Source organism: Schaalia odontolytica, assembly GCF_005696695.1.
GTDB classification, from domain to species: Bacteria; Actinomycetota; Actinomycetes; order Actinomycetales; family Actinomycetaceae; genus Pauljensenia; species Pauljensenia odontolytica_C.
In genome coordinates this window covers 363,974-388,576 of record NZ_CP040006.1, presented here as the reverse complement: position 1 = coordinate 388,576, position 24,603 = coordinate 363,974, and the positions used below count along the sequence as shown (strand labels likewise).

The window sequence follows — 24,603 nt, the reverse complement described above, 5'->3', positions numbered from 1 at the left end:
GTGGGCGACAGGGGCGCTTCCCTACGCGCTACTTCTTCTTCGCGTTGCTCGCATTGCTCGCGTGGAAGCGCGGGCTGGTCCCCAGGTGCGTCGGGTAGCCGTGCTCGTGGCTCAGGGTGAGACGCTCGTCGAAGCCCCGATACTGGTAGGAATCATCTGCGTTGATGCGCCTCGGATCCACCAGGCCGTCCGCGTAGTCCGCGATGTCACGCTGGGTCGGAATGGACTCATAGCCCTTGTTCAAGAACGGGTTCTCGTCCGGGAACTGGGTCGGATTCGTCGTCAGCAGCACGTATGGGTCCACCGCCCCGTACCCCGTGTACGGGTTCCAGTACCCACCGTTGCCGCCGATCCCCGTGCGGGCCAGGGCCTGCAGGAGCTGATTACCCGTCGCCTCGGGCCAGCTCTGCTTCGCCAACGCCAAGAAGGATGCGATCGTCGGAGACGCGAACGACGTCCCCTGCCAATACCCGGTCTCCCACGTGATGCCGCTCCTCGCGTACGGACGCGACACGGACGCCGCCGACACGAAGTCCCCATAGTTCGAATACGAGGTCAGCGACCCATCGGGGTACACCGACGACGCCCCCACCACGCCGGTCATGCGCGCGAGCGACGTGGACGGGTTGTACTCCGACTCATTGCCGAGAGGGGCCACGACGGGCACCTTCTGCGTGATCGCGCGAGCCAACGCCCAGCGCATACTCTCAGTGTCGGCGCTGTACGACGAGGACATCGTGATCACGTCCACCCCGTCGTTGAGCGCCAGCTCAATGAGAACCGACGTATCAGAGTATCCGTCATCCCACCAGCCGATCGCACAATCCCTGCTCGGCGTATCGCCTTTCAGCGACACCGTGTAGCGGTTGAGCCTCGCCTCGGGGGCGATCCCAAACTCCGGTGCTGAGATCATCTGGGCGATGACCGTGCCGTGCTCCCAGCTGTCCTCGCTGGACTCCACGTCGCAGCGGCTCATGTACTGGATGTTCGCGCCCTGCAGCTCCGGGATGTTCGTGTTGACCGGGCCGTCCAGCAGGCCAATCGTCACGCCCCTGCCGGTGTAACCCGACGCGTGGAGCTGCCCCAGGTAGTAGTAGGAGTAGTAGTCCTGCTCATCCGACGTGATCGGCGCGCGCGAGGCCTGGGCCGGGGCTGCGGGGAACACGAGGACCGCGCCCGCGAGCGCGCAGGCGGCTCCCAGGCCGGCACCGCGTCTCGCCAGGCGTGTCATCAGATGACTCATCAGCTGTCCTTTCGCTGCGCGCAATGGGGCGCCCGCGAGCGTTAGTTCTTTTTCTGAGACTGGAACTTCTGGTGGTAGCGGGGGCTGGTGCCCAGGTGCGTCGGATAGTCATGATCGCGGCTGAGTGCGAGACGCTCGTCGAACCCTAGGTATTCGTAGGAGTTGTCGTTCATGACGACGCGCGGATCCACCACGCCGTCGATGTAGTCCTGCACGTCCTGGCGGCTGGGAACCGTGTTCGTTCCCTTGTCCATGAACGGGTTTTCATCCGGGAAACTCGTCGGGTTCGTCGTCAGCATCGCGTAGATGTCGAGCGCACCGTACCCCGTGTATTGGTTCCATTCGCCGCCGTTGCCGCCCACGCCGGTGCGGGCCAGGCCCTGCATGATCTGGTTGCCGGTCGCGCGAGGCCAGCGCTGCATGGACAGTGCCAGGGAGCCAGCCACGACGGGGCTCGCGAAGGACGTCCCCCACCACTCGCCCCGTTCCTGAGACACGCCCGAGCGGGCGAGAGGGCGCGCGAGGGCCGCCGTCGACAGGGGCCTTCCCCAGTTCTGGTAGTCGGAGGGGCGACCGTTGGTCTCGATCGCGCCCACGCCGACGACGCCACCCCAGGCGGGCAGCCAATCCGTCGAGTTACTGGTCGAGTCGTTCCCCACGCAGGCGACAACCGGAACCTTAGACGCAATCGCTCGGGCGAGAGCCCAGCGCATGCCCTCGTAATCGCTGGGGTAGCTCGACGACGTCGTGATCACGTCGACGCCGTCGTTAAGCGCGTCCTCGATGAGGAGAGCGAGGTCGGAGTAGCCTCGCCCCCACTGCCCGAGCGCACAGTCGGAACCCGTCGTCTCACCGGCAAATGACAATGTGTAGGCGCGTAGATTCGCGCCGGGGGCCACGCCAAACTGAGGCGAGGAAATCACCTGCGCGATGACGGTGCCGTGGTCCCAGGACTTGTCTTGGGAGTCCACGGCGCATGGGCTGTAGGACTGGATGCGCGCACCGGCTAGCTCAGGGATCTGCGTGTTGATGGGGCCGTCAACGAGCGCGATCGTCACGCCTTCGCCCGTGTAGCCTGACGAGTGGATTGCGTCCAAGCGGTAGTAGCCGTAGAAGGTCTGTTCGTTCGCCGTGATCGTGGCATCCGCCGATGCTGGGGCCGCAGGAACCACGAGGGCTGCAACGGCAAGCGTGCCCGCCAGGGCAACCCCCGTGCCGCGCCGTATCGTTCGGGCAATGTCGCGCCTCATCACACTTCCTTTCGCCACGCGCTCCGACGGCGCGCAACACAGCAGTCTACCACTCGGTCATGCGCCGTCGAGCCAGTCACGAAAGTGCATGACGCCAGCGCCCTACGGCACCGTCACGCACTGGGTGACCGGCGCGGACTCGCGGCCCGTGGAGGTCACAACGAGGCTCACGGTCAGACAGTTCTCGCCGCTCACCGCGGTCGTCGTCAGGCTGTTGCGGCGCATCGTCTCGGCCACCACAGCCTCGCCCGGACGGGTGAGCACGTACTTGAATTCGAGCGCTCCGGGCTGGTACTGGCCCTGCTCGGGCACCTCCCAGCCCCAGCGGATCTCGTTGCCGTTCGGGGTGGCCGTCAACCCGGTCACGGCCTCGGGCGGGACGGCGCCCGCGTCGCCCTGATCGGAGTTGCTCACTGTCCCCGCGCTCGAGGAGGGAGTCGGCGTGGATACGCCGCCACCGCCTCCGCCCAGGTGGATGCTGTGTCCGCCGCCGGTGAGCATCGCGACCACCAGGCCGGCCGTCGCCAGCACCATCACGAGCGCCAGGACCGGCACCACCCACGCGGGGCGCTTCGACTGCCCCTCAACCAACCCGGTTCGGTTCGTCGTCGAGTTACCGGCCCACGCCTCGTTCGACGAGGCCTGGGGACCGTCCGCGAAACTCCCGCGGCGGGTGCGCGTACGCTCCGCGTCCAGGGCCGCCGCAGACGGGGCAGACAGGGCCGAGGAGGGCGCGCTCGAGGAGGCCACCACGCTCAGCTTCATCTCCGTGACCGGGCGGTGCATCTCTCGCTCGACCGTCTGCAGCGCGTAGCCGAGGGCTGCCGCCGACCCGAAGCGCTGCTCCGGGTCCAGGCTCATCGCGCGGCGCACGATGGCCGTCACAGCGTCGGGCACGCCCGGGCGGTCGATGCGCGACACGCGGCCACGGGCGACGCGCTGGGCGACCGCGTGGGCCGAGTTATCCCCGTCCTCCACCTCGAAGGGCGAGCGGCCCATGAGAAGCGTCCACAGGGTCGCGCCCAGTGCCCACACGTCCTGCGTCGGGTGAGCTCGCGCCGTGCCCGCGATCTGCTCGGGCGGCGCCCACATCACCGAGAAGCCGTCGCGGCCGCCGCGCGGGTCCGCACCCACCGGCTCGGACACGCCGAAGTCGGTGAGCACCGGCGACCCGAAGGCGTTGATCATGATGTTGCTGGGCTTAATATCCCGGTGCACGTAGCCCGCGCGGTGCAGCATCTCAGCACCACCGCACATGCGGATCACCATCGACAGCGCGCGATCCGTCGACATCGGGTTTGCGCGCACCTGATCGAGGATGTTCGCGACCGGGCAGTACTCCATCACCAGGTACGGGCGACCATCCGGCGTGCGCCCCGCGCCGTACAGCTGGGCCACCGCCGGGTGACCCGACACGAGAGCCATCACGTCGGCCTCGCGGGCGATACCGGCCTCGCCGTCCGCCCCACGATCCCTGCGCGCCACCTTGACGGCCACCTCACGGCTGGGCAGCTCCTGGCGGCACAGGAACACGTCCGCGAAACCACCCGACCCGAGCGGACGAATCCACTCGTAACCCGGCAGCGACGGCACCATTCCGACGCGAGCGTCGCTATCCATCAACGTTTCCCTTTCCTACGGCCCATGCGCTTGGCCAGCGAGCGACCACCCTTGCGAGCGGCGTCAGCCTGGCGGCGGGCGCGACGGCGCCAGCGCAGCGACTTCAGCGACAGCGCGTAACGCGCTCGCGCGAACGGCGACACCGAGGCCGCCCACTCGCGACGCAGCTCATCCACGTCGTTCCACGCCTGCTCCGCGTCCTCGGGGCGGGCACCGCCGGCAGCGAAGTCCGCGACGTCCGCGCGGCGCGCCACGGTGACGGCCCGGGGAACCGCGCCCGAGAACAGCGACCAGCCGGGCACGCGCACGTCCGCAGCCGAGCGCTTGCGCGCCTTGCGGGCCTTGGCGTCCCCCTCCTCGTCACTCTCGGACTTCTTGGGCGTCCACTGCGAGGCCAGCGCCCACGCGACCTCCTGGCGCGTCAGGTGCGGCTCGACGACGAGGCCGGAGTCGATCGCGGTATCCACGAGCTCGTCCCACGAGCCGCGCACCGACTCGGCGGCCTGCGCGCGGCGGCGGCTCTTGCGGCGGCGAGACTTCGCCAGGAGCACCGCCAGGACCGGGCCCAGCAGCAGGAGGAGCGACACCGACACCGTGCCGATCGCCATCCACGGGATGTGGACGCCGTTCGGATCATGCGGATCCGTCGCCTGGTCGCGGGTCGCGGGCGGCAGCTCGACCGGCTGCTCGGGCGGCTCCGGGGGCTGCAGGACCTGGGGCTTGGGCACGGACTTAGGCTTGTTGACCTGCGTCGTGGGCTGCTGATCGCGCGGCGGAGTCGGGTCGAAGGTCGCCCAGCCAACGCCGGGGAACTCCACCTCGACCCACGCGTGCATGTCCGAACCCGTCAGGTCGACGCTGCCGGACGTGCCCTCGCGGTAGGCGCCCATCACGACGCGGGCGTTAATGCCCTGCGAGTGCAGCATGAGGGCCATGAGGGTCGCGTACTGCTCGTCGTCGCCCACCAGCGCCTCGGCGCTGATCATGCGCTCGATGCGGTCCTGGGAGGAGCCGGGACGCGAATTGATCGTGTCCTCGTTGGAGTAGTAGCCATCCGTGTGCAGGAACTGCTCGATCGCGCGGGCCTTCTCCAGGTCCGAGCGCGCGGTCGACGTGTGATCCGCGGCCAGGGAGTCCACGTCCTTCGGGACGTTCGTGTCGCCCCCGGCGTAGCGCGCCGCGTTCACGCTGGCGAACTCCGAGTCCGCGTGTTCGCGCGGCATCGTCGTGCTCAGCGAGTAGCTCAGCTGGCCGGTCGGGCCCGTCGTCAGGGCGGTATCCGCCCACAGGTCATAGTTCAGGCCGTCCTGCTGCTCGGCCGCGTTGGGGGCGGAGGGCTCAAAGCGAAGGACCGACACCTGGCCGATCGTGGGCACCCACGGTCCCAGCAGCTGCGAGGTCGACACCGAGGTCTGCACGCCCGCCGTATCGGCGCTGCGCCCCGGGATCGTGGACCCCACGCGGCGGTATCCGGCCGTGCCGTCCGCGGTATTCGTGACGCCCATGCCGAAGGTCGTCCCGTCGTACACGTCCATCGCGCCCAGGCGCACGCGCGCCTCCTTGGGCATGTTGGACACGCGGATCAGGGATTCATCCTCGAGGTCCTTGTTGTAGTGGCGGTAGCTGGACAGCGGCGAGGGGTACTGGCGCGCGTCCACGGGCGGCTCGACGACGTCGCGTCCGACGACGCGGTCCGAGGCCGTGGGGCCCAGCAGGGACGCCGCAGGGATCGCCGCAGCAACCATGACGCCCACCATGAGCGCGCCCATGCCCACGCGCCACCACACGTGCACGATCTGGCGCGAGGAACCGCCCACGGTCGTCGACGCGGTAGTCGCCGTAGAGGCCATACCAATGACGATGTCGGCGCCCAGTCGTGCGCGTCCGATCGCCGAGGCCCACGCCCACCACACGATGAGTCCCACCCACCACGCGATGACGAGGAGGGCGGACGGGGAGTGGCCCGACGGCCCCCACACGATCGCGATCACGCCGGCGAGGATCAGCGGCACAGATCCCCACATCGGACGCCCGTAGCGCACCGTCACGACGCCCGCCGCAACCGAACACACGAGGCAGGCCATCCACGGCACCATCGCGGGCCCCACGTAGGAGCCGGCCGGCGGCGTCAGCGTCAGGAGGTCCTTCCAGGCCTCGACCGAACCGACGACCAGCGTCTGGAGGGTCCGCGACGTCGGGACCACGCCCCAGCGGGTCGTCTCACGCAGCGCGGCAACGCCACCGAAGAGGAAGTGCGAGGCCACAACCGCCGCGACGATCGAGAGCAGGTCCCAGCGCCACTTGGCGGCCGCCCACGCGACCACGAGGCCGACCACGACGCCCGCGAGCGCCGCAATCGCGCCCTGGCCGCCGCCGAAGACGGACTCGAACATAAGGATCGGACCGGAGAAGAGGACCGCGAGGATGAGCAGGGACCACGCGGGCATGGCGGCGCGGTGGATCGACCCACCCATCGTGGTTTCCTGGGCGACGGGGCGACGGGAGCGACGCGGCGGAGGTGCCGGACGCGAGGCGTTGCGAGCAGGAGTACTCACGCGTTCACCCCCCGGGACACGAGCATCGGCAGGTCTTCGAGGGAGGGGCAGTCGATGATGACGCCGCGCGTGATCTTGCGGCGGCGACGTGCCCGGCCCGGGACCACGCGGATCACCGACACGATGACGTCGACAGGAGCGATGTTCGCCAGGCGAGCCGCCTCCTCGTCGTCCACGCCAGCGCCGACGACGATCGAGAGCACCGAGATCCCGCCGCGCTCCATGATGCAGCGGCGCACGATGCCCGCAAACTCAGAGCGCGTCGACGTCTCCATCTCGGACAGCGCATCCAGCATCGCCATGGGCGAGCCCGTGGGGATCCACTCGTCCGCGGTGTGCATCGACACCGTGCGGGCCTCGCCCGAGCCGGCGAGCGCCAGCGACGCGGCAACCGACACGGCCGTCTCAAACGAGCGCCGATCCCACGCGTCCACGCGCGTATCCAACAGCACCATGTGGTGCGAGCGGTGAGTCTCTTCGAACTGACGCACGATCAGGCGGCCAAAACGCGCCGTCGACGGCCAGTGCACCGCGCGGCGGTCGTCGCCCGGCTCGTAGTCGCGCAGGGCGTGGAAGGACACGTCGGAGCTCGTCAGCTTCTCGCTGGCCACACCCTCGACGTCCATCTGCATGCCCGTCGCGTCAAAGGAGAAACGCACCGTCGGCGGGTGCACGTGCACGAGGATCGGGTCATCCCACGAACGCACGCGGCGCAGCAGGCCCAGGCCGTCCATGCGCACGGTGCGCGCCGGGCCCACGTTGATGACGCCGCGGCGCTTCGTCATGACCGAGAAGGACTCGTTCCAGGTGCCGTTTCCGCTGATCGGGGGTACGAGGAACTCGCCACTGCCTCGTCCGATCGTCACCTCCACGAGGGTCGAACCCGAGCGGCGCCCGGACTCGTTGACCACGCGAACGCGGCCCACCGCCACCTGGCCGGCGACAATGCGGTCGTTCTTCATGCGCAGGGACACGGACAGCGGGGACGGGGACGCGACCGAGGCCACCGCGACCACGAGGGCCACCAGGCCCATGACGGCCACGATGAAGCCCTCCAGCCAGCCGAAGGCGAGGGCCGCGACGGTTCCCGCAACCATCGCCGCGATCACCGCCCACCCCACCGGGGTCAGCGCGCCCAGCCAGCGGGCGACGCCCTCGTATCCGGGCAGCGCCTGCACGCGGGCGCTCAGGGCGCGCCACGCATGCCTCACAAGTCGACGTAGTTTCTTCACTGGCTCACCTCACCGGGCGACAATCGCCGACGCGCACCTTCTGCGCGAACGCCGCCTCGGAATCCGCCCGCGTTGCGATCTTCGACGGAGTGGGACCGGCACCAGTGATAGTCAGCTCTTCAGTCCAACCGTCCAGATCCGAACTAATCGTACATTTGTGAGTAAGCGACGTGTCGGCCCACCCCGGAGCACTGAACGTAAAGGTGTGGCATCCACCCGGGGACCCGTACTTCTCGCCTCCCTGGCAAGCCTCCGTCCACGTCAGGTTCACGTCCAGCTTCGTGGTCTCCGTCGGCTGCTCACTCATCACCGTCTCGCCCAGACCGTTGACCGCAACGACCGTGGCCTGGTAGCGGGTGCCCTGGGCCAGATCCGAGAAGGTCGCCGTGTTGACACCGCCACGCACAGTCTGCGTCGCGCCGTTATTCAGCGACACGCGGACCTCGGTAACCGCCGGGTTCGCGCCCACCGGATCCCACTGAACCGTCAGGCTCGTCGAGTTGACACCTGTGAACCGCACGCCCACATCCGAGGGGCGGCCCGTCGCTGTGCCCGTGGCGGACGCGACCGGTGAGGCCGCCGGCTGGTTGTTCACGCCGATGCCCGTCTGGCAGAAGTAGTACGTCTTCGACTCCCAGCCGTTGGCGGGCAGGATGTCGCCATCGTCGACCCGTTGTCCACTCGCACATGAATTGGGGTCCGCCGAGTAGCGCAAGGTCAGATCCGACGCCTCGAAACCTCGGCCCGTCACCACCGACAACCCAGTGACCTTCAGCTGACCGGCCTTCCCGGTGCCCGAGAGGGTCGGGTCCGCAATCGGCGCGGGAGTGGTTGCGATGGACACCGTCGTGTACCCCTTCGCCGACGTGTCACCGTCGGTGTTCGTCAGCTCCACCGACACCTGCTTGTCACGACCGGTCGGCACAAGTGGCACCTGGACGCTCCTGGCACCAGCCGGAGCCGTCACCGGCTTATCGCCCACCATGACATGGGTAGAACCGAAATCAGTTCCGCCGGAACGGCCCGGCGTCCACGAGACCTCGACCGTCGCTAGGTTCGGATCCTTATCCGCTGTCACGGCCACCGCCCTCACGTCAGTCGGCTGGTCCGGTGCGCCATGCGGGTGCGCGCCTGTGGCCTCCGACAGCAGCGACGGTTTGTCCGCGTCGTTCTGGGCCTGGATTCTCACCGAGTAGAGGGCACCGTTCTTCAACCCAGAGATAGTCATTTTCCTATCTGTGCCAGCGGCCGTGTACGGGATCGGCTGGCCGCCCGATTCCGGATACAGGAACACCGTGTACGTTTGGATCTTAGAGCCCTCGTTGTGCGGCTCCGCCCACGTGACATCCAGGGCCCCATCCGAACCCACGACCGTAGGTGCCGCCATCTGATCGGGCTCGACATCGACATTCACCTCGGCGGACGGTGCCGACGGATCGGAGTCACCGGCCTCGTTCGTCGCGACGACCGTGAAGCGGTGCTTCGCACCATTCGTCAGGCCCTTGATCTGCGTGCCCGGCTTAGTGGTGTTGTAGGTACGCCCGTCCAACAGGTCCGTCACCGTGTAGCCAGAAATCGTGCCACCGTTCGAGGCAGGCTCATCGAACTGCACGAAGGCGGTCTGCGACCCCATCGCCGTCGCCTTCACGTTTTGCGGCGGTTCAGGGCGATCCAAAACCTTGACAACGACGCGGCCCTGGACCACACGATCGGGGTCGTTCGTCGCGTCCATGACGCGATAAACAACGATCATGTCGCCGTGGAAGCCCGCCTTGGGGGTCACCGACAGGACGTTGCCGTTGCCCGAGGCGGTTCCCTGGCCCACGTGCACCGACGCATCCAGGACCACGAGCGGCTCCGGGAACGGATTCGTCGTGTACTCCGACAGGTTCACGTCCACCGTCTGGCCGGCCTTCGCCTTGATGCGGGCCTCCGTGGTCGTCACGAGGGGCTTGGAGGACTTCACGATCGTGACCGGAATGTCGGCGTTGACCGCGCCCGAGCCGTCGTCGACGCTGACGGTAATCGCGCCGACCGGGCCCTTGGGCTGGTCCTTCTTGCCGGACACGGTCAGGTTGTAGCCGTCCAGGGAGACGTCCACGCCGCCGGGGGCCTTCACCACGCGGTACTCGAAGGAGCCCTTCGCCTGGTCGTCCGGGTCGTCCACCATCTGCGTGAGGTCGACCGTCACGCTCTCACCCTGGCCCACGAGGATCGGGGTCGGGGTCAGGCGCGGCGGCAGGTTCCTGGCCGGCTGGATCGTGATCGGGATCGTCAGGGTCGATGTCAGGGCCGAGGCGTCGTCCGAGGCACCGTCACGCACCGTGAAGGAGACCGAGGCCTTGCCCGAGGCAGTGTCGGGCGCGCTCAGCGTGATGTGCGTGGAGTCCTGAAGCGAGGCCGAATCCAGGCCGCCGCTGAACTTCACCGACGACGCGTCGGTGATGATCGGGGAGCGCGAGTTGTCGCGCACCAGCACGTAGTCGCGCATATCGAGGGTCAGCGTGGAGCCCGCGCGCATCGCCACCGGGACGCGCGTCGTGTCCAGACGCGGAGCCAGCAGGTCGGTACCCGGAACAGTCACGACCGCGCTCGCGCTCAGGCCGTCGGGGTCCGTCACCGTGTACACGACGAGGCGACGGCGCGCGTCCGGGGAAATGGACAGGTTCTGCCCCGACACGCTCACGCCCGAGGCGTCCGAGGACACCGTCAGCGCAGCCGTGGTGCCGTCCGGGTCCTCGTCGTTGACGAGGACGGCAACGCTGACAGGCTTGGAGTCCGAGGGCAGGTCGGAGACCGGCACGACGTCGTCGCGGGCGATCGGCGCGCGCAGCGGCGCATCCGCGTCCACCGTCACGGTCAGCTGACCCTGGGCGCGACCGCCTCGGCCGTCCTCGATCTGGTAGGCCACGACGAACACGCCGTTCGTGGCGGGCGCCTTCACCGTCACCAGGTCCTCGGCCATCGTCACGGTCGCGGCCGGATCCGACACGGACACGGTCTGCGGATCCGTGTCCACGTACAGGGCGTCGCCGTCCGCGTCCAGGTCGTTGCTCAGGACGTTGATGCTCACCTCGCGCCCCGGACGCACCGTCACCGAGTCGGGAACGGCCGTCGGGTTGTGGTTCTGCGAGCCCGGAGGGGCGATGCCGACGCGCACGCGGGCGCGTCCCTGCACGCCGAGGCGGTCCTCGACGATGTAGGAGAAGGTGTCCGTGCCGGTCGCATCGTCGGAGGGCGTGTATTCCAGCCACTCCGTGCCCAGCACGACGCTGCCCTTGGCCGGCGGCTGGTCGATGCCCACCAGGGCGACCGAGTCGCCGTCGGGGTCGATGCCGGTCAGCGGCACGGGGATGCGCGTCATCTGGCCCTGCACGGCCCACGCGCTCAGCGCCTTGGGCACGGGCGCGCTGTTGGCCGCGGAGGAAGCGATGATCTCGAACGTGACGGTAGTCGTCGCGCGGTTACCCACCGAGTCGATGGCCGTATACGCCACGCGCACCACGCCGGCCTCGGAGCCGGCGGCCAGACGCACCTGGTTACCGGTCACGAAGACCGTGCCCAGCTCGGCGCCCGACAGGACCTCCACCTCCGGGTCCAGGCTCAGCGACAGGCCGATCGGCGAGCGGTCGTTCGACAGGACGCTCACCGAGCCGATGTCGTCGGCGCGCACCTTCGCGGTGTCGGCCGTGACCTGGGGCGGAGTCTCCTCGCTCTGTGCGTTCGTCGGGATGACGCTCACCTGGGCGGTCGCGGAACCCGCGCCGTTGGAGACCGTGTAGGTAAAGGTCGTCACGTCGGTGAGGCCGCCCGGCGACGTGATGCGCAGCAGGTGGCGCTCGATGAGCGTGACCTCGAGGCCCGAGTTCGCGGGCACGTCGATCGACTGAACGACAAGCACTCCGCCGGACGGATCCGTGTCGTTGGCCAGCGGCGCGATCAGCGAGGCACCGCCGCTGGGCAGGACCGCCAGGTCGTCCTCGGCGATCGGAAGAGCATTCGTGTCGTCGTCGACCACGTCCACGCGGATAACACCCACGGTCGTCGACGGGCCGTCGGAGACCGTGTAGGTGAACTGGAAGGATCCCGGCACCGAGCCCGTGAACGTCAGCGTGCCGCGCGACAGATCGGCACTCACCGACGTACCGGCCGGGGGTGTGCCAGCCGCCACGAGGGACAGGGGGTCGCCGTTGGGATCCGTGTCGTTGGCGATCGGGTCGATCGTCAGCGGCTCAGCCACGCGCGCCACGTAGAAGTCGGCGCGCGCCACCGGCGGCACATTGCCCGCCTCCTGGACGCTCACCTTCAGCTCGCCCGTGGTCTCGGCGTGGCCGTCCGACAGGGTCACGGCGATCGCCTTGACGCCAGCGCCCGAGCCCAAGTCCTGGATCTGGACCGTGCCGTCCTCGGAGAACTGCACGGCCATGCCCTCGGGGGCCGTCGCCGACACCAGGTAGAACTGGTCGCCGTCCGGGTCGATCCAGTCCGACAGGAGGTTGTATTCGACCTGCGCGTTCGCACCTACCTTGATGACCGGGTGCTTGAGCTGGCGCGGGCCCTCGTTCTGGCTCCACGGGTGGATCGTCAGCGTCACGTTCGCCGTCGCGCCCGCGAGGCCGTCCGAGGCCTCGTACGTGAAGGACGTCGATCCGCTCGTCATGTTCTCGGGGACATCCGTGATCTGCAGGGCGCGGCCGCCCCTCGTGCGCACGATCGAGCCGAACTCGGGGTTGGTGACCGCGCGCGCCGTCAGCACGTCGCCGTCGTCGTCGGAGTCGTTGTCGAGGACGGGCAGCAGCGTCGAGCGGCCCGGGCGGATGCCGAACTCGTCATCCACGGCCTCGGGCGGCGTGTTCTTGTCCTTGTGCTCCGGCTCGGAGACCTGCTCACGCTGGTCGGGGGTCGGAGTGTCCTCTTCCTCCTGCTCCTCGGTGGGGGTCTGGTCCCAGTTGCTGACCACGACCATGTTCTTGTCGGGCAGCCACAGCGTGCCCGTCGAAACGTCGTTGAGGACGATACGCGTGCGGTTCGTGCGGAACACGGCGGAGGAGGCCTCGGCCAGGCTCGGGACCGTCTGCGCCTGGTTGCGCGAGGAGTCCGTGCAGGTGCGCACGAACGCGCCCGAGCCCGCCCACGCGCCGTAGGAGCATCCACGGTGGAAGACAGGGGCCGCGGGGGTGCCCTTCTGGCCGCTCTCCGAGGCCTCCTGACGCTCGATCGCCTTGCCGTTCAGGGGCACGGACACCAGCTGGTCGCCGGTCGCGAGGAGGACCGAGGCGGCCTCGTCGCCAGGGATCTGCAGGACGGCGCCGCTCACGTGCTCCTCGGACAGGTCGCGGACCTTGCCGCCGGGCAGGACGAGCTTGTTGCCGGTCTGGTCGTAGACGACCGGCTTGTCGCCGACCGCGGTAATCGTCGGGGTCCCGGCGGGCGTAAAGTCTTTGATCTCCGTGGTCTTGGCGCGCCACGCTTGACCCTCGCGCGTCAGCGTCACGAGCTTGGAGGAGCCGGGAGAGTACGCGAAGACCGTGCCCGAGTTCGACACCGTCACGATGCCGTCACTCAGGTCGTTGGCGACCGCATCCTCGCGCAGGAGCGACATGGTGGCGGGCTCGTTCGCGCTGCCGACCCACAGGAGGCCTTCGTTGGGGTCGAGGACCGCCAGGACCGAGCCGCCCTGGACCTGGACCGCATTGTCGGGCAGGGTGACGGACTGGCCGAGGGAGAAGGAGGTCGGACGCACCGGGGTGACCGTGCGACTCACGGTCTCACCCAGGGTCACGTCGCCGCCCTCCTGACCGATGTCGAAGGACGCGGACTTCACCGAGACCGTGCCGTCCAGCATAAGGGCGTCATAGTTGAGGTGTCCGAGGAGCTTGCGGTCCTGGTTCGTCACCCAAATGCCGCCGTCGTCGACGCTCACCTGGGTGACCTCGACGCCTCGATACACGACCGCGAGTACGCACAGCATCGCGGACACCAATAGGACGGCGAGCGCGGGTATCCGCTTCGACCAGGTGTTTCGCGATCGACGCGCCTTGTTCATGTGGCTTTCCTCAGTCTCAATGTGCGCACTGGTGTGGGGCGTTGTCTGTATCCGCGGAGGGTATGGGCAACCATCCCAAGGATACACACCGACCAACCCTATGGATAAACCCCGCAGACAACAACAGGTACCGAGGAATCTGCAACCTGTCGAACGGGGGTTCGTGCGGCGTTGTATGGCCATTCCGCACGCGCGAGAACCTGACCACAGTCGCGCATTTAGGCTATCGCACCTCGTCGACGAGGCCGGGGCGGGTCTCGGGTCCGCTCTCCCGATGCCGGGGTCACGGTACCCACCCGCGCGCGGGAACCGCAGATGAGGGCGGGCCGGGTTACGGTGAGTGCATGGCGAAAGAGAAGATCACCTACCGCTGCTCCGAGTGCGGGTGGACCTCCCCCAAGTGGGTGGGCCAGTGCCGCGAGTGCGGAGCGTGGGGCACCGTCGACCAGGCCGGCGAAGCCTCGGGCGGGCCGCGCGCGGCCACGACTCCCCCGCGTCGCCCCGCCCTGCCGATCGGCGAGGTGGACGGCGAGCGGGCCTCGTCGCGCTCGACGGGCGTGGGCGAGCTGGACCGGGTCCTCGGCGGCGGCATCGTGCCCGGAGCGGTGATCCTCCTGGCGGGCGAACCCGGCGTGGGTAAGTCGACGTTGCTGCTGGACGTGGCCGCGAAGGCCGCGCGCACGGCGGCGGCGGGCGGGCGCGGCCCCGTCCTCTACGTGACGGGCGAGGAGTCGGCGGCCCAGGTGCGCGGGCGCGCGGAACGCATCGGCGCGCTCGAACCGAACCTCCTGATCGCGGATGAGACGGAGCTCGGCGTCGTCCTCGGGCACGTCGAGGCCTCGCACCCCTCCCTGCTCATCGTCGACTCCGTGCAGACCATCTCCTCCGCCCAGGTCGAGGGCGGGGCGGGCGGCGTCGCGCAGGTGCGCGCGGTCGCGGCCTCGCTGATCCGGGTCGCCAAGGAGTCCGACCTTCCCACCCTGCTCGTCGGCCACGTGACCAAGGACGGCGGCATCGCCGGTCCGCGCGTCCTCGAACACCTCGTGGACGTCGTCTGCCAGTTCGAGGGCGACCGTCATTCGCGCCTGCGCCTGCTGCGCGCGGTGAAAAACCGCTACGGCCCCACCGACGAGGTCGGCTGCTTCGAGCTGACGGACTCGGGCATCTACGGCCTCGCCGATCCGTCCGGCCTGTTCCTGTCGCGCACGACGCGCGGCGTGCCCGGCACATGCGCAGCCGTTTCTCTGGAGGGGCGCCGCCCGCTGCCCACGGAGATCCAGTCCCTCGTCGCCCCCTCGTCGGGCGGCTCGCCCCGGCGCACGACCTCGGGCGTGGACCACGCGCGCGTCGCCATGATCCTCGCGGTCCTGCAGGCCCGCATCGGCGCGGACACGTCGGGGGCGGACGTCTACGTCTCCACGGTCGGCGGAGCACGCACGGTCGAACCCGCGATCGACCTGGCGATGGCCATCTCCATCGTGTCCTCCCTCAAGGGCACTCCCCCGCGCCCCGACCTCGTCGCGGTCGGAGAGATCTCGCTGACGGGCGAGGTGCGCGCCTGCACGGGCACCCAGCGCCGCCTCGCCGAGGCCGCACGCCTCGGCTTCTCTAGCGCGATCGTGCCCGCTCAGGGCAGCGAAGACCTGTCGGGAGTCGACGGCATCACCGTGTTTACTGTGTCGGATCTGGCGACGGCTATTCGTGTCGCTTTCCCCGCGGACTCGCAATAATAGGAATCACACCGACTGTTCTGGGAGGGAATCACATTGACGTCCGATGCAGCGATCCTTCGTGACGCACTGCGCGCAGTCGCGCCCGGCACGCCTCTGCGAGAGGGACTGGAACGAATCCAGCGCTCCCACACGGGTGCTCTCATCGTCCTGGGGTACACCCCGGAAGTGCAGGCCATATGCTCGGGCGGCTTCGACCTCGACGTCGCCTTCACGGCCGCGCGCCTGCGCGAGCTGTGCAAGATGGACGGCGCCGTCATCATCGATCCCGACCAGTGGCGCATCCGCAAGGCGAACGTGCAGCTCTTCCCGGACCCGACGATCCCCACGGACGAATCCGGCATGCGTCACCGCACCGCGCAGCGCACCGCCCGCCAGACCCACCTGCCGATCCTGTCGCTGTCCGCGTCCATGCGCATGATCTCCATCTACGTGGGCTCCGAGCATCGCTTGGTGGAGGAGCCCGAGGCTCTGCTCTCACGCGCGAACCTGGCGGTTGACACGCTCGACCGCTACAGCCAGCGCCTCGACGAGGTCCTGCAGACCCTCACGATCCTGGAAATGCGCGACAGCGCGACCGTGCGCGACGTTGCCACCGTCATGCAGCGCATGGAAATGATCCGGCGCATCACCTCCGAGATCACGGAGTACCTCGAGGAGCTGGGCTCGGAGGGCCGCCTGCTGGCCCTGCAGGTCGAGGACCTCGTGCGCGGCTCCGCGTCCGAGCGCGCCCTCGTCATGCGCGACTACATCGCGAATCCGGACGACCTGGCACGCGTCGAGGCTGAGCTGTCCTCGCTCGGCTCCGAGCGCATCGTGGATCTCACCGCGATTTCGAACATCCTGGGCCTGGATGTGTACGAGGTCGCGGACCTGGATCGCGAGATCACGCCGCGCGGCGTGCGCGCCCTGTCCCTGGTGCCCCACCTGTCATGGAGCGCCATCAAGGTCGTGTCCGCACACTTCAACTCGCTGCCGCAGCTGCGCGCGGCCACCATCTCGGACCTTGAGGAGCTCGAGGGAATCGGCCCCTACCGGGCGAAACTCATCACGGAGAACCTGGCTCACCAGGCCCAGGCCGTGAGCGCCGGAATCGTCGGCTGGTAGCCGCTCGCCGGCTCCTAGCCTTTAGCGGCCCGACTGTGCGCCGGACTGGGCGCCCGACTGTGCTCCCGACTGGGGCGCGGGGGTGGGCGCCGGCGTCACGTCGACGACGGTTGAGCCGACTTCGCGCGTGCCCATCGTGACGGCCACCTTGTAGGTGCCGGCCGCGGCCGCACTCGCCCCGCCCGCCGGAGCCGTACAGCCGTTCGTGTACACGTATCCGTCCCAGCGCAGCGCGCCGGACCAGGTGCCGCCCGGGCGCAGCAGTAGCGTCGTGGATGACTGCTGGCTGTCGGCGCATCGCGAGGAGTCGTAGACCTGGTGGTCGCCGGTCGTCACCGCCAGGTTGAAGCGCGTCAGCGACGTCGAGCAGGCGACCGAGCCGCGGTTTTCCAGCGTGAGCGTCACGGGCATTGCCGAGCCGGAGGCCACGGGGCTCGCCTTCGCGGTGGCCGTGATGTCGCGGTCCAGGCAGGCGGGAATGTCGATCGCGGTGCCGTCGGTGAGCAGGCCATCGGCGGTGGCCTCCTGGCCGCCCTTGAGCGTGTAGCCGGAGGCATCGAGGGCCCCGGACTGGACGACGGACTGCGGGGTCGACTGGGGCGCAGGATCGGCGCTGAAGGCTCCCGCGATGGCGCGCACGGCGGCGACGATGCCCCACACGATGAGCGCGATGATGAGGAGCAGGCCCAGGCCGGTGATGATGCGTCGGGGCCACAGATTCACGGGCGGACGACCGCCACCCGATGAGGCCTTCTTGGGCCGACGCACTCCTGCCCCGCTCCCCCGCTTAGCCGTCGAGGCGCCGGCGGAAGACGCCGCGCGCGTCGAGGCTCCCCGACCGCCCGTTGCGGCTCGGGAGGCGCGGTCGCCGGCGCGTCCGGATGCGGACGCGGAGCGACGGGACGAGGGTCGCCTGGGGGAATTCTTACGCTGGTCAGCCACGCATCCACGATACCGGCCCGCGCCATCGGGGCGCGACTAACGCTCGGGGCAGGCTCACTTTCGCGCGCGAGAGGACTCCCACACGCGTTGTTTAGGCGGCGGCGCTGCGCTTGTGCGAGCTCGATGATCCGTCGTCGTCCGGGTTGATGACGCACCAGCGTTCCACGACGAGAGCGACGATAATCCAGACGAGGCCGACCAGGCCGCTCAGGCCTGACGCGACCGCGTTGGCGACCATCGCCGAGGCTTCGAGCTGCGTGAGGGACACGATCATGACGCCGATGAGGACGCCGGCCAGTACACTTCCGACGATCGCGCTGGCCCTGGCGAACACGGCGACGCGCATCGCGCCAATCGCGTCAATCCACGTGTCTTTGTTCGCGCGCAGGCGGCGCACGGCCAGGCCGGACCAGATGAGGAGCGCGGTCGCGACCGCGAAGACGACGGCCGGGCCGGGCGTGACGATCATGGGGGTGCCTCCCGCGCGCATGTGCGCGAAGAAGCCGAGGAAGCTGAGAAGGGCACAGACGAAGCCGACCAGCGTCACCCAGGTGATCGACAGGGGTTTCATTTAACGCCTCTTGACGATGGGGATCGCACCCGTCATCGTGGGCCGCACGACAACGCGGCGCAGGATGCCGGTCTGAGTGGCCTCGTCCTCGGGGATGGGGCCGACGGGGGTGTTGTCGGGCAGCCCGGGGGCGAGGATGGTGGAACGTCCGTCGGCGTGCACGGTTGCCTTGGGGGCCTCGTCGTCGCGCCCCAGGCCGGAGCGGTCGTCGACGACGCGCACGTCGTGGGAGGTGCCCACGGAGAAGTTCCAGTCGGGCAGCGCGATCTTGGAGCGGGACTCCTCGCGCTTGGACTCGAACACGGGGGCCCAGCGGGGCTTTTCGGTCCCGCTCGGCTTGTAGGTGCCGGTGCCGATCTTGCGGGTCATGCGACCGGCCGCAGAGTCGGCGGGCACGGAGGATACTGGGTGCCAGGACGGGCGCGACGAGGCCTTGGCTTCCTCCGCGCGGCGGCGGCGCTGGCGGTGGGGAGGGCCGGGCACCGCCGGGGCGGTCGGGGCCTCGTCCGCGGGGGCTTCGCCCTGCGGCGCTGCGGCCTGCGGGGCTGCGTCGGGTTCGTCAGTCTGCGCGGCGGCGTCCGCGGCCGGAACTTCGGCCTCGGGCACGTCAACGCCGTGTGACGCGGATTCGTCGAGCTCTGGCTCGCTGGCCTCAGGCTCTTCGGCGCTCGAGGCCTCGTCCGAAGCCTGGGCGGCGGACAGGCGGCTCCAGATGCTGGCGCGAGGGGCGGGGGCCTCGTCGGCGGAGACGGGGGCAGCCTCGGGTTCCTCGGCCTGCTCGGGGGCCGACTCGGAGTCTGCGGCCTCCTCGACGTCGTCGGCGGAGTCCTCGATCACCGTGTGGGCGGCGGGAATCTCCACCGGCTCGGCGGGCTCGCCCGGGCGGGTGACGAGGTCGCTGACCTGGCTGATCTCGCCGGTCAGGGCCTCGATGAGCTCGCGCATGTCGGCGCTGGCCTGCTCGGCGCGCTGGGCGAGGAGCTGGTCGGAGTCGGCCATGACGGCCGCGGGGTCTTCCAGCCAGTCGTCGACCGCGTCGATGATGCCCTCGCGGTCGGGGGTGTCGGCCAGCAGGTCGGACACGCGGCCCACGCCCTCGAGGACGGCGTCGGGCTCGCACAGGAGCCAGGGTGCCAGAACGAAGGCGCGTTCCTTGGCGCGCGGGTGCGGCAGGGTGAGAACCGGGTCGGAGGAGGCCAGGCCCTCGATCTGAATGATGTCGATGTCGACGGTGCGCGCGCCCCAGCGCTCGTGGCGTTCGCGTCCCAGCTCGCGCTCGATGCGGCTGGTCTGGGCGAACAGCTCGTCGGGGGTCGCGATCGCGGAGCCGACGACGACGGCGTTCCAGTAGTCGGGCTGGGGGGCTTGGCCGGGGGCCAGCACGGGCTTGGTACGCATGATCGGCGAGACGTCGTCGATCTGGAAGCCCTCCATGTAGGACAGGGCCTCAACCGTGTGCATGAGGGTGACGGGCACGTCCCCGAGGTTGCCGCCGATCGCCAGGACGACGCGGCGCGAGCGCAGGTGCTCGGGGCGCGTCACGTCATGGGCGGGCGCGGCGTGTGCGGCCTGGACATCGCGGCGCGTGGGCAGGGCGCCGCTCTGTTCCTGCTCGGCGGGGCTGGGGGCCTGGGCGTGACCATAGGCCTCGATCTCGCCGGTGAGGACGGAGCCATCCTCGGCCTCGTAAATGCCCTTGAGAGACAGCGACAGCGGCATCGCGTCGGTCTGGCCCGCGCGTACGGTCACGGACACGTCCGCGAAGGGGTGATCGATGGGGGCGTCGGGCTTGTGGACGGTGACCTCGGTGCCGACGACGCCCTCGTGGCTCATGACGCGCGAGGCGATGGTTTCGGCGAGGGTCTCGATGAGGTCGACGGCGGTGCCGGTGAGGACGGCCATGGCCTCGTCGGCGATGTCCGCGTAGGAGACGGTGGCAGCAATGTCGTCGGCGGTGCCGGCGGTCTCGACCCACATGACGATGTCGGCGCTGAAGCGCTGGTTGCGGTCGCGCTCGAAGTCGTAGACGCCGTGGTTGGCCAGCGCCCCGAGTCCTTTCAGGGCGATGATGACGCGTCGGTTAGTCAACGTCGTTCTCCTTTCGGGCGATGGCCGCCGCGGTGGCTGCTACGTCGTGGACCCGCACGGCCCACGCGCCAGCTGCCGCGCAGTAGGCGGCGATGTCCGCGCTGTCCGCGTCCACGTCGCCCTCGAGGGCCTTGACGAAGCGCTTGCGAGAGGCGCCGACGAGGACGGGGTATCCGCCCTGCGCGAAGCGCGGCAGTTCGCGTAGGATCTGCCAGCACTGGTCGCCCGTCAGCGAGAAGCCGAGGCCCGGGTCAACCACAATTTTATCAGCTGTCACACCAGCATCAATAGCGTCTTGAACCTGGGACCCCACGCGCTCGATGAGCGTGCCCACGAGGTCATCCCCGTAGTCGAAGTGCTCCTCCGGCATGCCCGGCAGCGCGCGGTAGTGCTGAACGACGTACGCGCAGCCCGACTGCGCGACAGCCGCGTTCATCTCGGGATCCCAGCGCCCGCCGCTCACGTCGTTGATAATCGCCGCACCCGCGCGCGCGGCCTCGCGGGCCGTCGACGCGTGCAGCGTATCCACCGACACGATGACGCCGTCGGCGGCCAGGGACTCGACGATGGCGCAGATGCGCGCCCACTCCTCGTCCGCGCTGATGCGCGTCGAGTTCGGGCGGGTCGACTCCCCGCCCACGTCGATAAGGTCCGCTCCGGCGGCCACCATCTCCCGCGCATGGCGCAAAGCGGCGGCCACGTCCGTGTAGCGTCCCCCGTCCGAAAAAGAATCCGGGGTGACGTTGAGGATGCCCATGATCGCCGTCCGCCCGCTGGGCAGGCTCAGGCCGCCCGGTAGAGCCGGGGGCGGCGGAACCGGGAACGAGGCCGGGGCGGCGGGCAGGGGCAGGGCGCTCACGTCATCGGCTCCCGGACAGGACGAGGGCCATCATCTCGGCGCGGGTCGCACCGTCGCTCATGATGCCGCGCAGCGCGCTGGTCACGGTCGAGGAACCCGGCTTGGAGATGCCGCGCATCGACATGCACATGTGCTCGGCCTCGATGACGACGATGACGCCCTGGGGATCCAGGATCTCATCGATCGCGTCAGCGACCTGGGCAGTCAAGCGCTCCTGGACCTGGGGGCGGCGCGCGTAGCCTTCGACCACGCGGGCCAGCTTGGACAGGCCAGTCACGACGCCGCCGCGCGGGATGTAGCCCACGTGGGCGCGGCCGTAGAAGGGCAGCAGGTGGTGTTCGCACACCGAGAAGAATGTGATGTCGCGGACCAGGACCAGCTCGTCGGTGCCGGCGTGGAACTGGGTGCGCAGGTGCTCGCGCGGGTCCTCGGTCAGGCCCTTGCACATCTCACGCCACGCGCGCGCCATGCGGTCGGGGGTGCCGACAAGGCCCTCGCGCTCGGGGTCTTCACCGATTGCGACGAGCAGGTCGCGCGACGCCTTCTCGACGCCAGCGGGATCGTAGGTCACGCCTGCTCCTCTCCCTCGTTCGTCTGGGTGTCCATCACGTCGGAGACGTCGATCGAGGGGGCCTCAAACGACACCTCGGAGGTGGCCGAGGCCTCGGCCGACCCCACGCCGACCGGGTTGCCCAGGAGGACACCCGGAACCGCGGCGTCGGACTGGTAGTTCCACACGGGACGCTCGGGGGCCTTCACGACGTCCTTGAAGATCTCCGCGAGCTGCGCCTCGTCGAGGGTCTCCTCCTCGAGCAGGCGCGAGGCCAGCGTGTCGAGAACACCGCGGTTTTCGGACAGGATCCGCCACGCCTCGCGCATCGCGTTGTCGAGGAGGCGACGCACCTCCTCGTCGATGATCGCGGCCGTCTCGTCGGAGAAGGCGCGCGGGCCCTCACCGCTACCGTGCCCAAAGGCCTCGGTGTCGGCGTCGCCCAGCTTGACCATGCCGATGCGGTCGCTCATGCCGTAGTCGGTGACCATGGCGCGGGCCGTCTTCGTGGCCTGCTGGATGTCGTTAGCGGGGCCGGTCGACGGGTCGCGGAACACGATCTCCTCGGCGACGCGGCCGCCCATGCCGTAGACCAGATCGTCGAGGAGCTGGTTGCGGGTCTTGTTGAAGCGATCCTCGGTAGGCATGACCATCGTGTAGCCCAGGGCGCGGCCGCGCGGCAGGATCGTCACCTTCGTGACCGGATCCGTGTAGTTCAGGGCGGCGGCGGCCAGGGCGTGGCCGGCCTCGTGGTAGGCGGTCACGGCCTTGTCGTGGTCGTTCATGACACGGGTGCGCTTCTGCGGGCCCGCGATTACGCGGTCGATGGCCTCGTCGATGGCGCGCTCATCGATGAACTGCATGTTCGAGCGCGCGGTGAGCAGCGCGGCCTCGTTGAGGACGTTCGCCAGGTCGGCGCCCGTGAAGCCGGGCGTGCGCTTGGCGATCTGGCGCAGGTCGACCTGCTCGGTGAGGGGCTTGCCCTGCGCGTGGACCTTCAGGATGGCCTCGCGGCCCTTCAGGTCGGGGGCCTCGACGGCGATCTGGCGGTCGAAACGCCCGGGGCGCAGCAGAGCCGGGTCGAGGATGTCGGGGCGGTTGGTCGCCGCGATCAGGATGATGTTGGCGCGCTCGTCGAAACCGTCCATCTCGACGAGGAGCTGGTTGAGCGTCTGCTCGCGCTCGTCGTTGCCGCCGCCGATGCCGCTGCCGCGGTGGCGACCCACGGCGTCAATCTCGTCGACGAAGATGATGGCCGGCGCGTTCTTCTTGGCGCGCTCGAAGAGCTCACGCACGCGGGAGGCACCCACGCCGACGTACAGCTCCATGAACTCCGAACCGGAGATCGAGAAGAAGGGGGCGTTCGCCTCGCCGGCGACGGCCTTGGCGAGGAGGGTCTTACCCGTTCCGGGAGGACCGTAGAGCAGGACGCCGCGCGGGATGCGCGCACCCACCTTGTGGAACTTGTCCGGGGAGGCCAGGAACTCGCGGATTTCCTCGAGCTCCTCCACGGCCTCGTCCTCACCGGCGACGTCCGCGAAGGTGACGTCCGGGCGCTCCTGGTTGAATTCCTTGGCGCGCGACTGCGTGAAGCCGCCCATCATCCGCGAGCCCGACATGGAGCGCATGATGAAGTAGAAGGCGACGCCCAGGATCACCAGCGAGATCAGCAGCTGAACGACGCCGCCGAGGATGCCAGACTGGGGACGCACCGCGTTCCAGCCCTTCGCGGGAGCCTTGTCGGCCACCGTGTCCAGGATGTCCTTGGTCTGCACGTAGGAGTACGTGAAGTACACGTCCTTGCCCAGATCAACGGTCTTATCGTCGCCACCGGTGCTCTGGTGGACGTAGTTTTCCGTCAGCGTCAGGTTCACCTGCTGGGTGCCCTCGTTGAGGACCACCCGCTCGACCGTGTCGCCCGAGATGACCGCGAGGCCCTCGGACGTCGTCACGGCACGAGGGGCGAAGAAGCCCCACATGAACCAGCCGCCGGCGAGCAGCATGATGAGCGGAACCATCACCCACCCCAGGCTGGGGCGTTTGTTCTTGATCTTCTCGTTCACGTGGGTCCCCTACAGGTATGCGTTCTCAGTTGTTGTAGACGTGCGGCTGCAGCGTGCCGACGAAAGGCAAATTACGGTACTTTTCCGCGTAATCCAGGCCGTAACCGACGACGAACTCGTCGGGAATGTCGAAGCCCACGTAGGCAACGTCCACGTCGACCTTGGCGGCCTCCGGCTTACGCAGCGCGGTCGCGATCTTGACGGAGGCAGCGCCTCGTCCGAGCAGGTTCGCCTGCAGCCAGGACAGGGTCAGGCCCGAATCGATGATGTCCTCGACGATGAGCACGTGGCGTCCGGCCACGTCCTGGTCGAGGTCCTTCAGGATGCGCACAACGCCCGAGGTCTTGGTGCCGGAACCGTAGGAGGACACGGCCATCCAGTCCATCTCGAGGGGGGTGTGCAGCTTGCGGGACAGGTCCGCCATGACCATGACGGCGCCGCGCAGGACGCCGACGATCAGCAGTTCTTCGCCCGCGTAGTCGCGGTCGATCTGCTCAGCCATTTCGGTGAGCCGACGGTCCATATCCTCGGCGGTGACCAGGATTTCTTTCAGGTCGTTACCCATATCGGTGGCGTCCACCGTGTCCTCTTTTCGTATCGAAGCTACGCGAGCGATTCCACTATAAGCGTGCCACACAAACGCTCGCCTGTTCCAGGAAGGACGGGATTCTCACTGTCAGCGCAACATCCTGTGATCGCGCAGGCAGTGCCGGGCCGCTCCGGTGGGGTCTATCGCGGCGTATTCCC

Annotated in this window: 15 protein-coding genes; 2 read left to right on the top strand and 13 right to left on the bottom strand. The window is 68.9% G+C overall.

Annotated features, from left to right (window positions below; translation table 11 throughout):
* Nucleotides 1-28 precede the first annotated feature (28 nt).
* From FBF35_RS01645 to FBF35_RS01620, 6 genes are all read right to left on the bottom strand, one after another.
* A complete protein-coding gene (locus FBF35_RS01645) occupies nucleotides 29-1,243 on the bottom strand; it encodes a S8 family peptidase (protein WP_060566298.1) in 1,215 nt (404 codons plus the stop codon).
* 41 nt (nucleotides 1,244-1,284) lie between these two features.
* Complete coding sequence (locus FBF35_RS01640) at nucleotides 1,285-2,493, bottom strand: S8 family peptidase (protein ID WP_060566297.1); 1,209 nt, start codon at nucleotides 2,491-2,493, stop codon at nucleotides 1,285-1,287.
* A 102-nt stretch (nucleotides 2,494-2,595) separates the two neighbouring features.
* A complete protein-coding gene (locus FBF35_RS01635) occupies nucleotides 2,596-4,113 on the bottom strand; it encodes a serine/threonine-protein kinase (RefSeq protein WP_060566296.1) in 1,518 nt (505 codons plus the stop codon).
* Nucleotides 4,113-6,587, bottom strand: a complete 2,475-nt coding sequence (locus FBF35_RS01630; RefSeq protein WP_060566295.1) for a transglutaminase-like domain-containing protein — start codon at nucleotides 6,585-6,587, stop codon at nucleotides 4,113-4,115. Before FBF35_RS01630 ends, FBF35_RS01635 begins: the two co-directional genes overlap by 1 nt.
* Nucleotides 6,588-6,664: 77 nt before the next feature.
* Nucleotides 6,665-7,900, bottom strand: coding sequence for a DUF58 domain-containing protein (locus FBF35_RS01625; protein WP_034463810.1), 1,236 nt, complete (start codon nucleotides 7,898-7,900; stop codon nucleotides 6,665-6,667).
* A gap of 4 nt (nucleotides 7,901-7,904) precedes the next feature.
* Nucleotides 7,905-13,946 (bottom strand): Ig-like domain-containing protein, encoded by a 6,042-nt coding sequence (locus FBF35_RS01620; protein ID WP_060566294.1) that lies wholly within the window; start codon nucleotides 13,944-13,946, stop codon nucleotides 7,905-7,907.
* A gap of 344 nt (nucleotides 13,947-14,290) precedes the next feature.
* Here FBF35_RS01620 and radA point away from each other — a divergent pair, with 344 nt between their 5' ends.
* Together radA and disA are read left to right on the top strand one after the other, a co-directional pair.
* Nucleotides 14,291-15,676 (top strand): DNA repair protein RadA, encoded by a 1,386-nt coding sequence (gene radA / locus FBF35_RS01615; RefSeq protein WP_060566293.1) that lies wholly within the window; start codon nucleotides 14,291-14,293, stop codon nucleotides 15,674-15,676.
* A 36-nt stretch (nucleotides 15,677-15,712) separates the two neighbouring features.
* Nucleotides 15,713-16,783, top strand: coding sequence for a DNA integrity scanning diadenylate cyclase DisA (disA, locus tag FBF35_RS01610; protein ID WP_060566292.1), 1,071 nt, complete (start codon nucleotides 15,713-15,715; stop codon nucleotides 16,781-16,783).
* 21 nt (nucleotides 16,784-16,804) lie between these two features.
* Here the strand turns inward: disA and FBF35_RS01605 are convergent, their stop codons facing one another.
* From FBF35_RS01605 to hpt, 7 genes are all read right to left on the bottom strand, one after another.
* The gene (locus FBF35_RS01605) at nucleotides 16,805-17,725 is read right to left on the bottom strand and encodes a hypothetical protein (RefSeq protein ID WP_241772535.1); all 921 of its coding nucleotides are present in this window, start codon (nucleotides 17,723-17,725) and stop codon (nucleotides 16,805-16,807) included.
* Between the two features lie 91 nt (nucleotides 17,726-17,816).
* Nucleotides 17,817-18,296, bottom strand: a complete 480-nt coding sequence (locus FBF35_RS01600) for a DUF3180 domain-containing protein (protein WP_060566290.1) — start codon at nucleotides 18,294-18,296, stop codon at nucleotides 17,817-17,819.
* Nucleotides 18,297-20,384, bottom strand: coding sequence for a 2-amino-4-hydroxy-6-hydroxymethyldihydropteridine diphosphokinase (gene folK / locus FBF35_RS01595; RefSeq protein WP_060566289.1), 2,088 nt, complete (start codon nucleotides 20,382-20,384; stop codon nucleotides 18,297-18,299).
* Nucleotides 20,377-21,243, bottom strand: coding sequence for a dihydropteroate synthase (gene folP, locus FBF35_RS01590; protein ID WP_060566288.1), 867 nt, complete (start codon nucleotides 21,241-21,243; stop codon nucleotides 20,377-20,379). The genes folK and folP overlap by 8 nt, the downstream gene beginning before the upstream one ends.
* 1 nt (nucleotide 21,244) lies before the next feature.
* Nucleotides 21,245-21,814 (bottom strand): GTP cyclohydrolase I FolE, encoded by a 570-nt coding sequence (folE, locus tag FBF35_RS01585; RefSeq protein ID WP_016460951.1) that lies wholly within the window; start codon nucleotides 21,812-21,814, stop codon nucleotides 21,245-21,247.
* Nucleotides 21,811-23,856, bottom strand: coding sequence for an ATP-dependent zinc metalloprotease FtsH (ftsH, locus tag FBF35_RS01580; RefSeq protein WP_082632840.1), 2,046 nt, complete (start codon nucleotides 23,854-23,856; stop codon nucleotides 21,811-21,813). The genes folE and ftsH overlap by 4 nt, the downstream gene beginning before the upstream one ends.
* Nucleotides 23,857-23,881: 25 nt before the next feature.
* Complete coding sequence (gene hpt, locus FBF35_RS01575; protein ID WP_060566287.1) at nucleotides 23,882-24,436, bottom strand: hypoxanthine phosphoribosyltransferase; 555 nt, start codon at nucleotides 24,434-24,436, stop codon at nucleotides 23,882-23,884.
* Between the last annotated feature and the right edge of the window lie 167 nt (nucleotides 24,437-24,603).

What these genes read in the sequence shown, in the direction of transcription:
- FBF35_RS01645 (WP_060566298.1), bottom strand. Translation starts at nt 1,243, where the DNA reads ATGAGTCATCTGATGACACGCCTGGCGAGACGCGGTGCCGGCCTGGGA.
- FBF35_RS01640 (WP_060566297.1), bottom strand. Translation starts at nt 2,493, where the DNA reads ATGAGGCGCGACATTGCCCGAACGATACGGCGCGGCACGGGGGTTGCC.
- FBF35_RS01635 (WP_060566296.1), bottom strand. Translation starts at nt 4,113, where the DNA reads ATGGATAGCGACGCTCGCGTCGGAATGGTGCCGTCGCTGCCGGGTTAC.
- FBF35_RS01630 (WP_060566295.1), bottom strand. Translation starts at nt 6,587, where the DNA reads ATGGGTGGGTCGATCCACCGCGCCGCCATGCCCGCGTGGTCCCTGCTC.
- FBF35_RS01620 (WP_060566294.1), bottom strand. Translation starts at nt 13,946, where the DNA reads ATGAACAAGGCGCGTCGATCGCGAAACACCTGGTCGAAGCGGATACCC.
- radA (WP_060566293.1), top strand. Translation starts at nt 14,291, where the DNA reads ATGGCGAAAGAGAAGATCACCTACCGCTGCTCCGAGTGCGGGTGGACC.
- FBF35_RS01600 (WP_060566290.1), bottom strand. Translation starts at nt 18,296, where the DNA reads ATGAAACCCCTGTCGATCACCTGGGTGACGCTGGTCGGCTTCGTCTGT.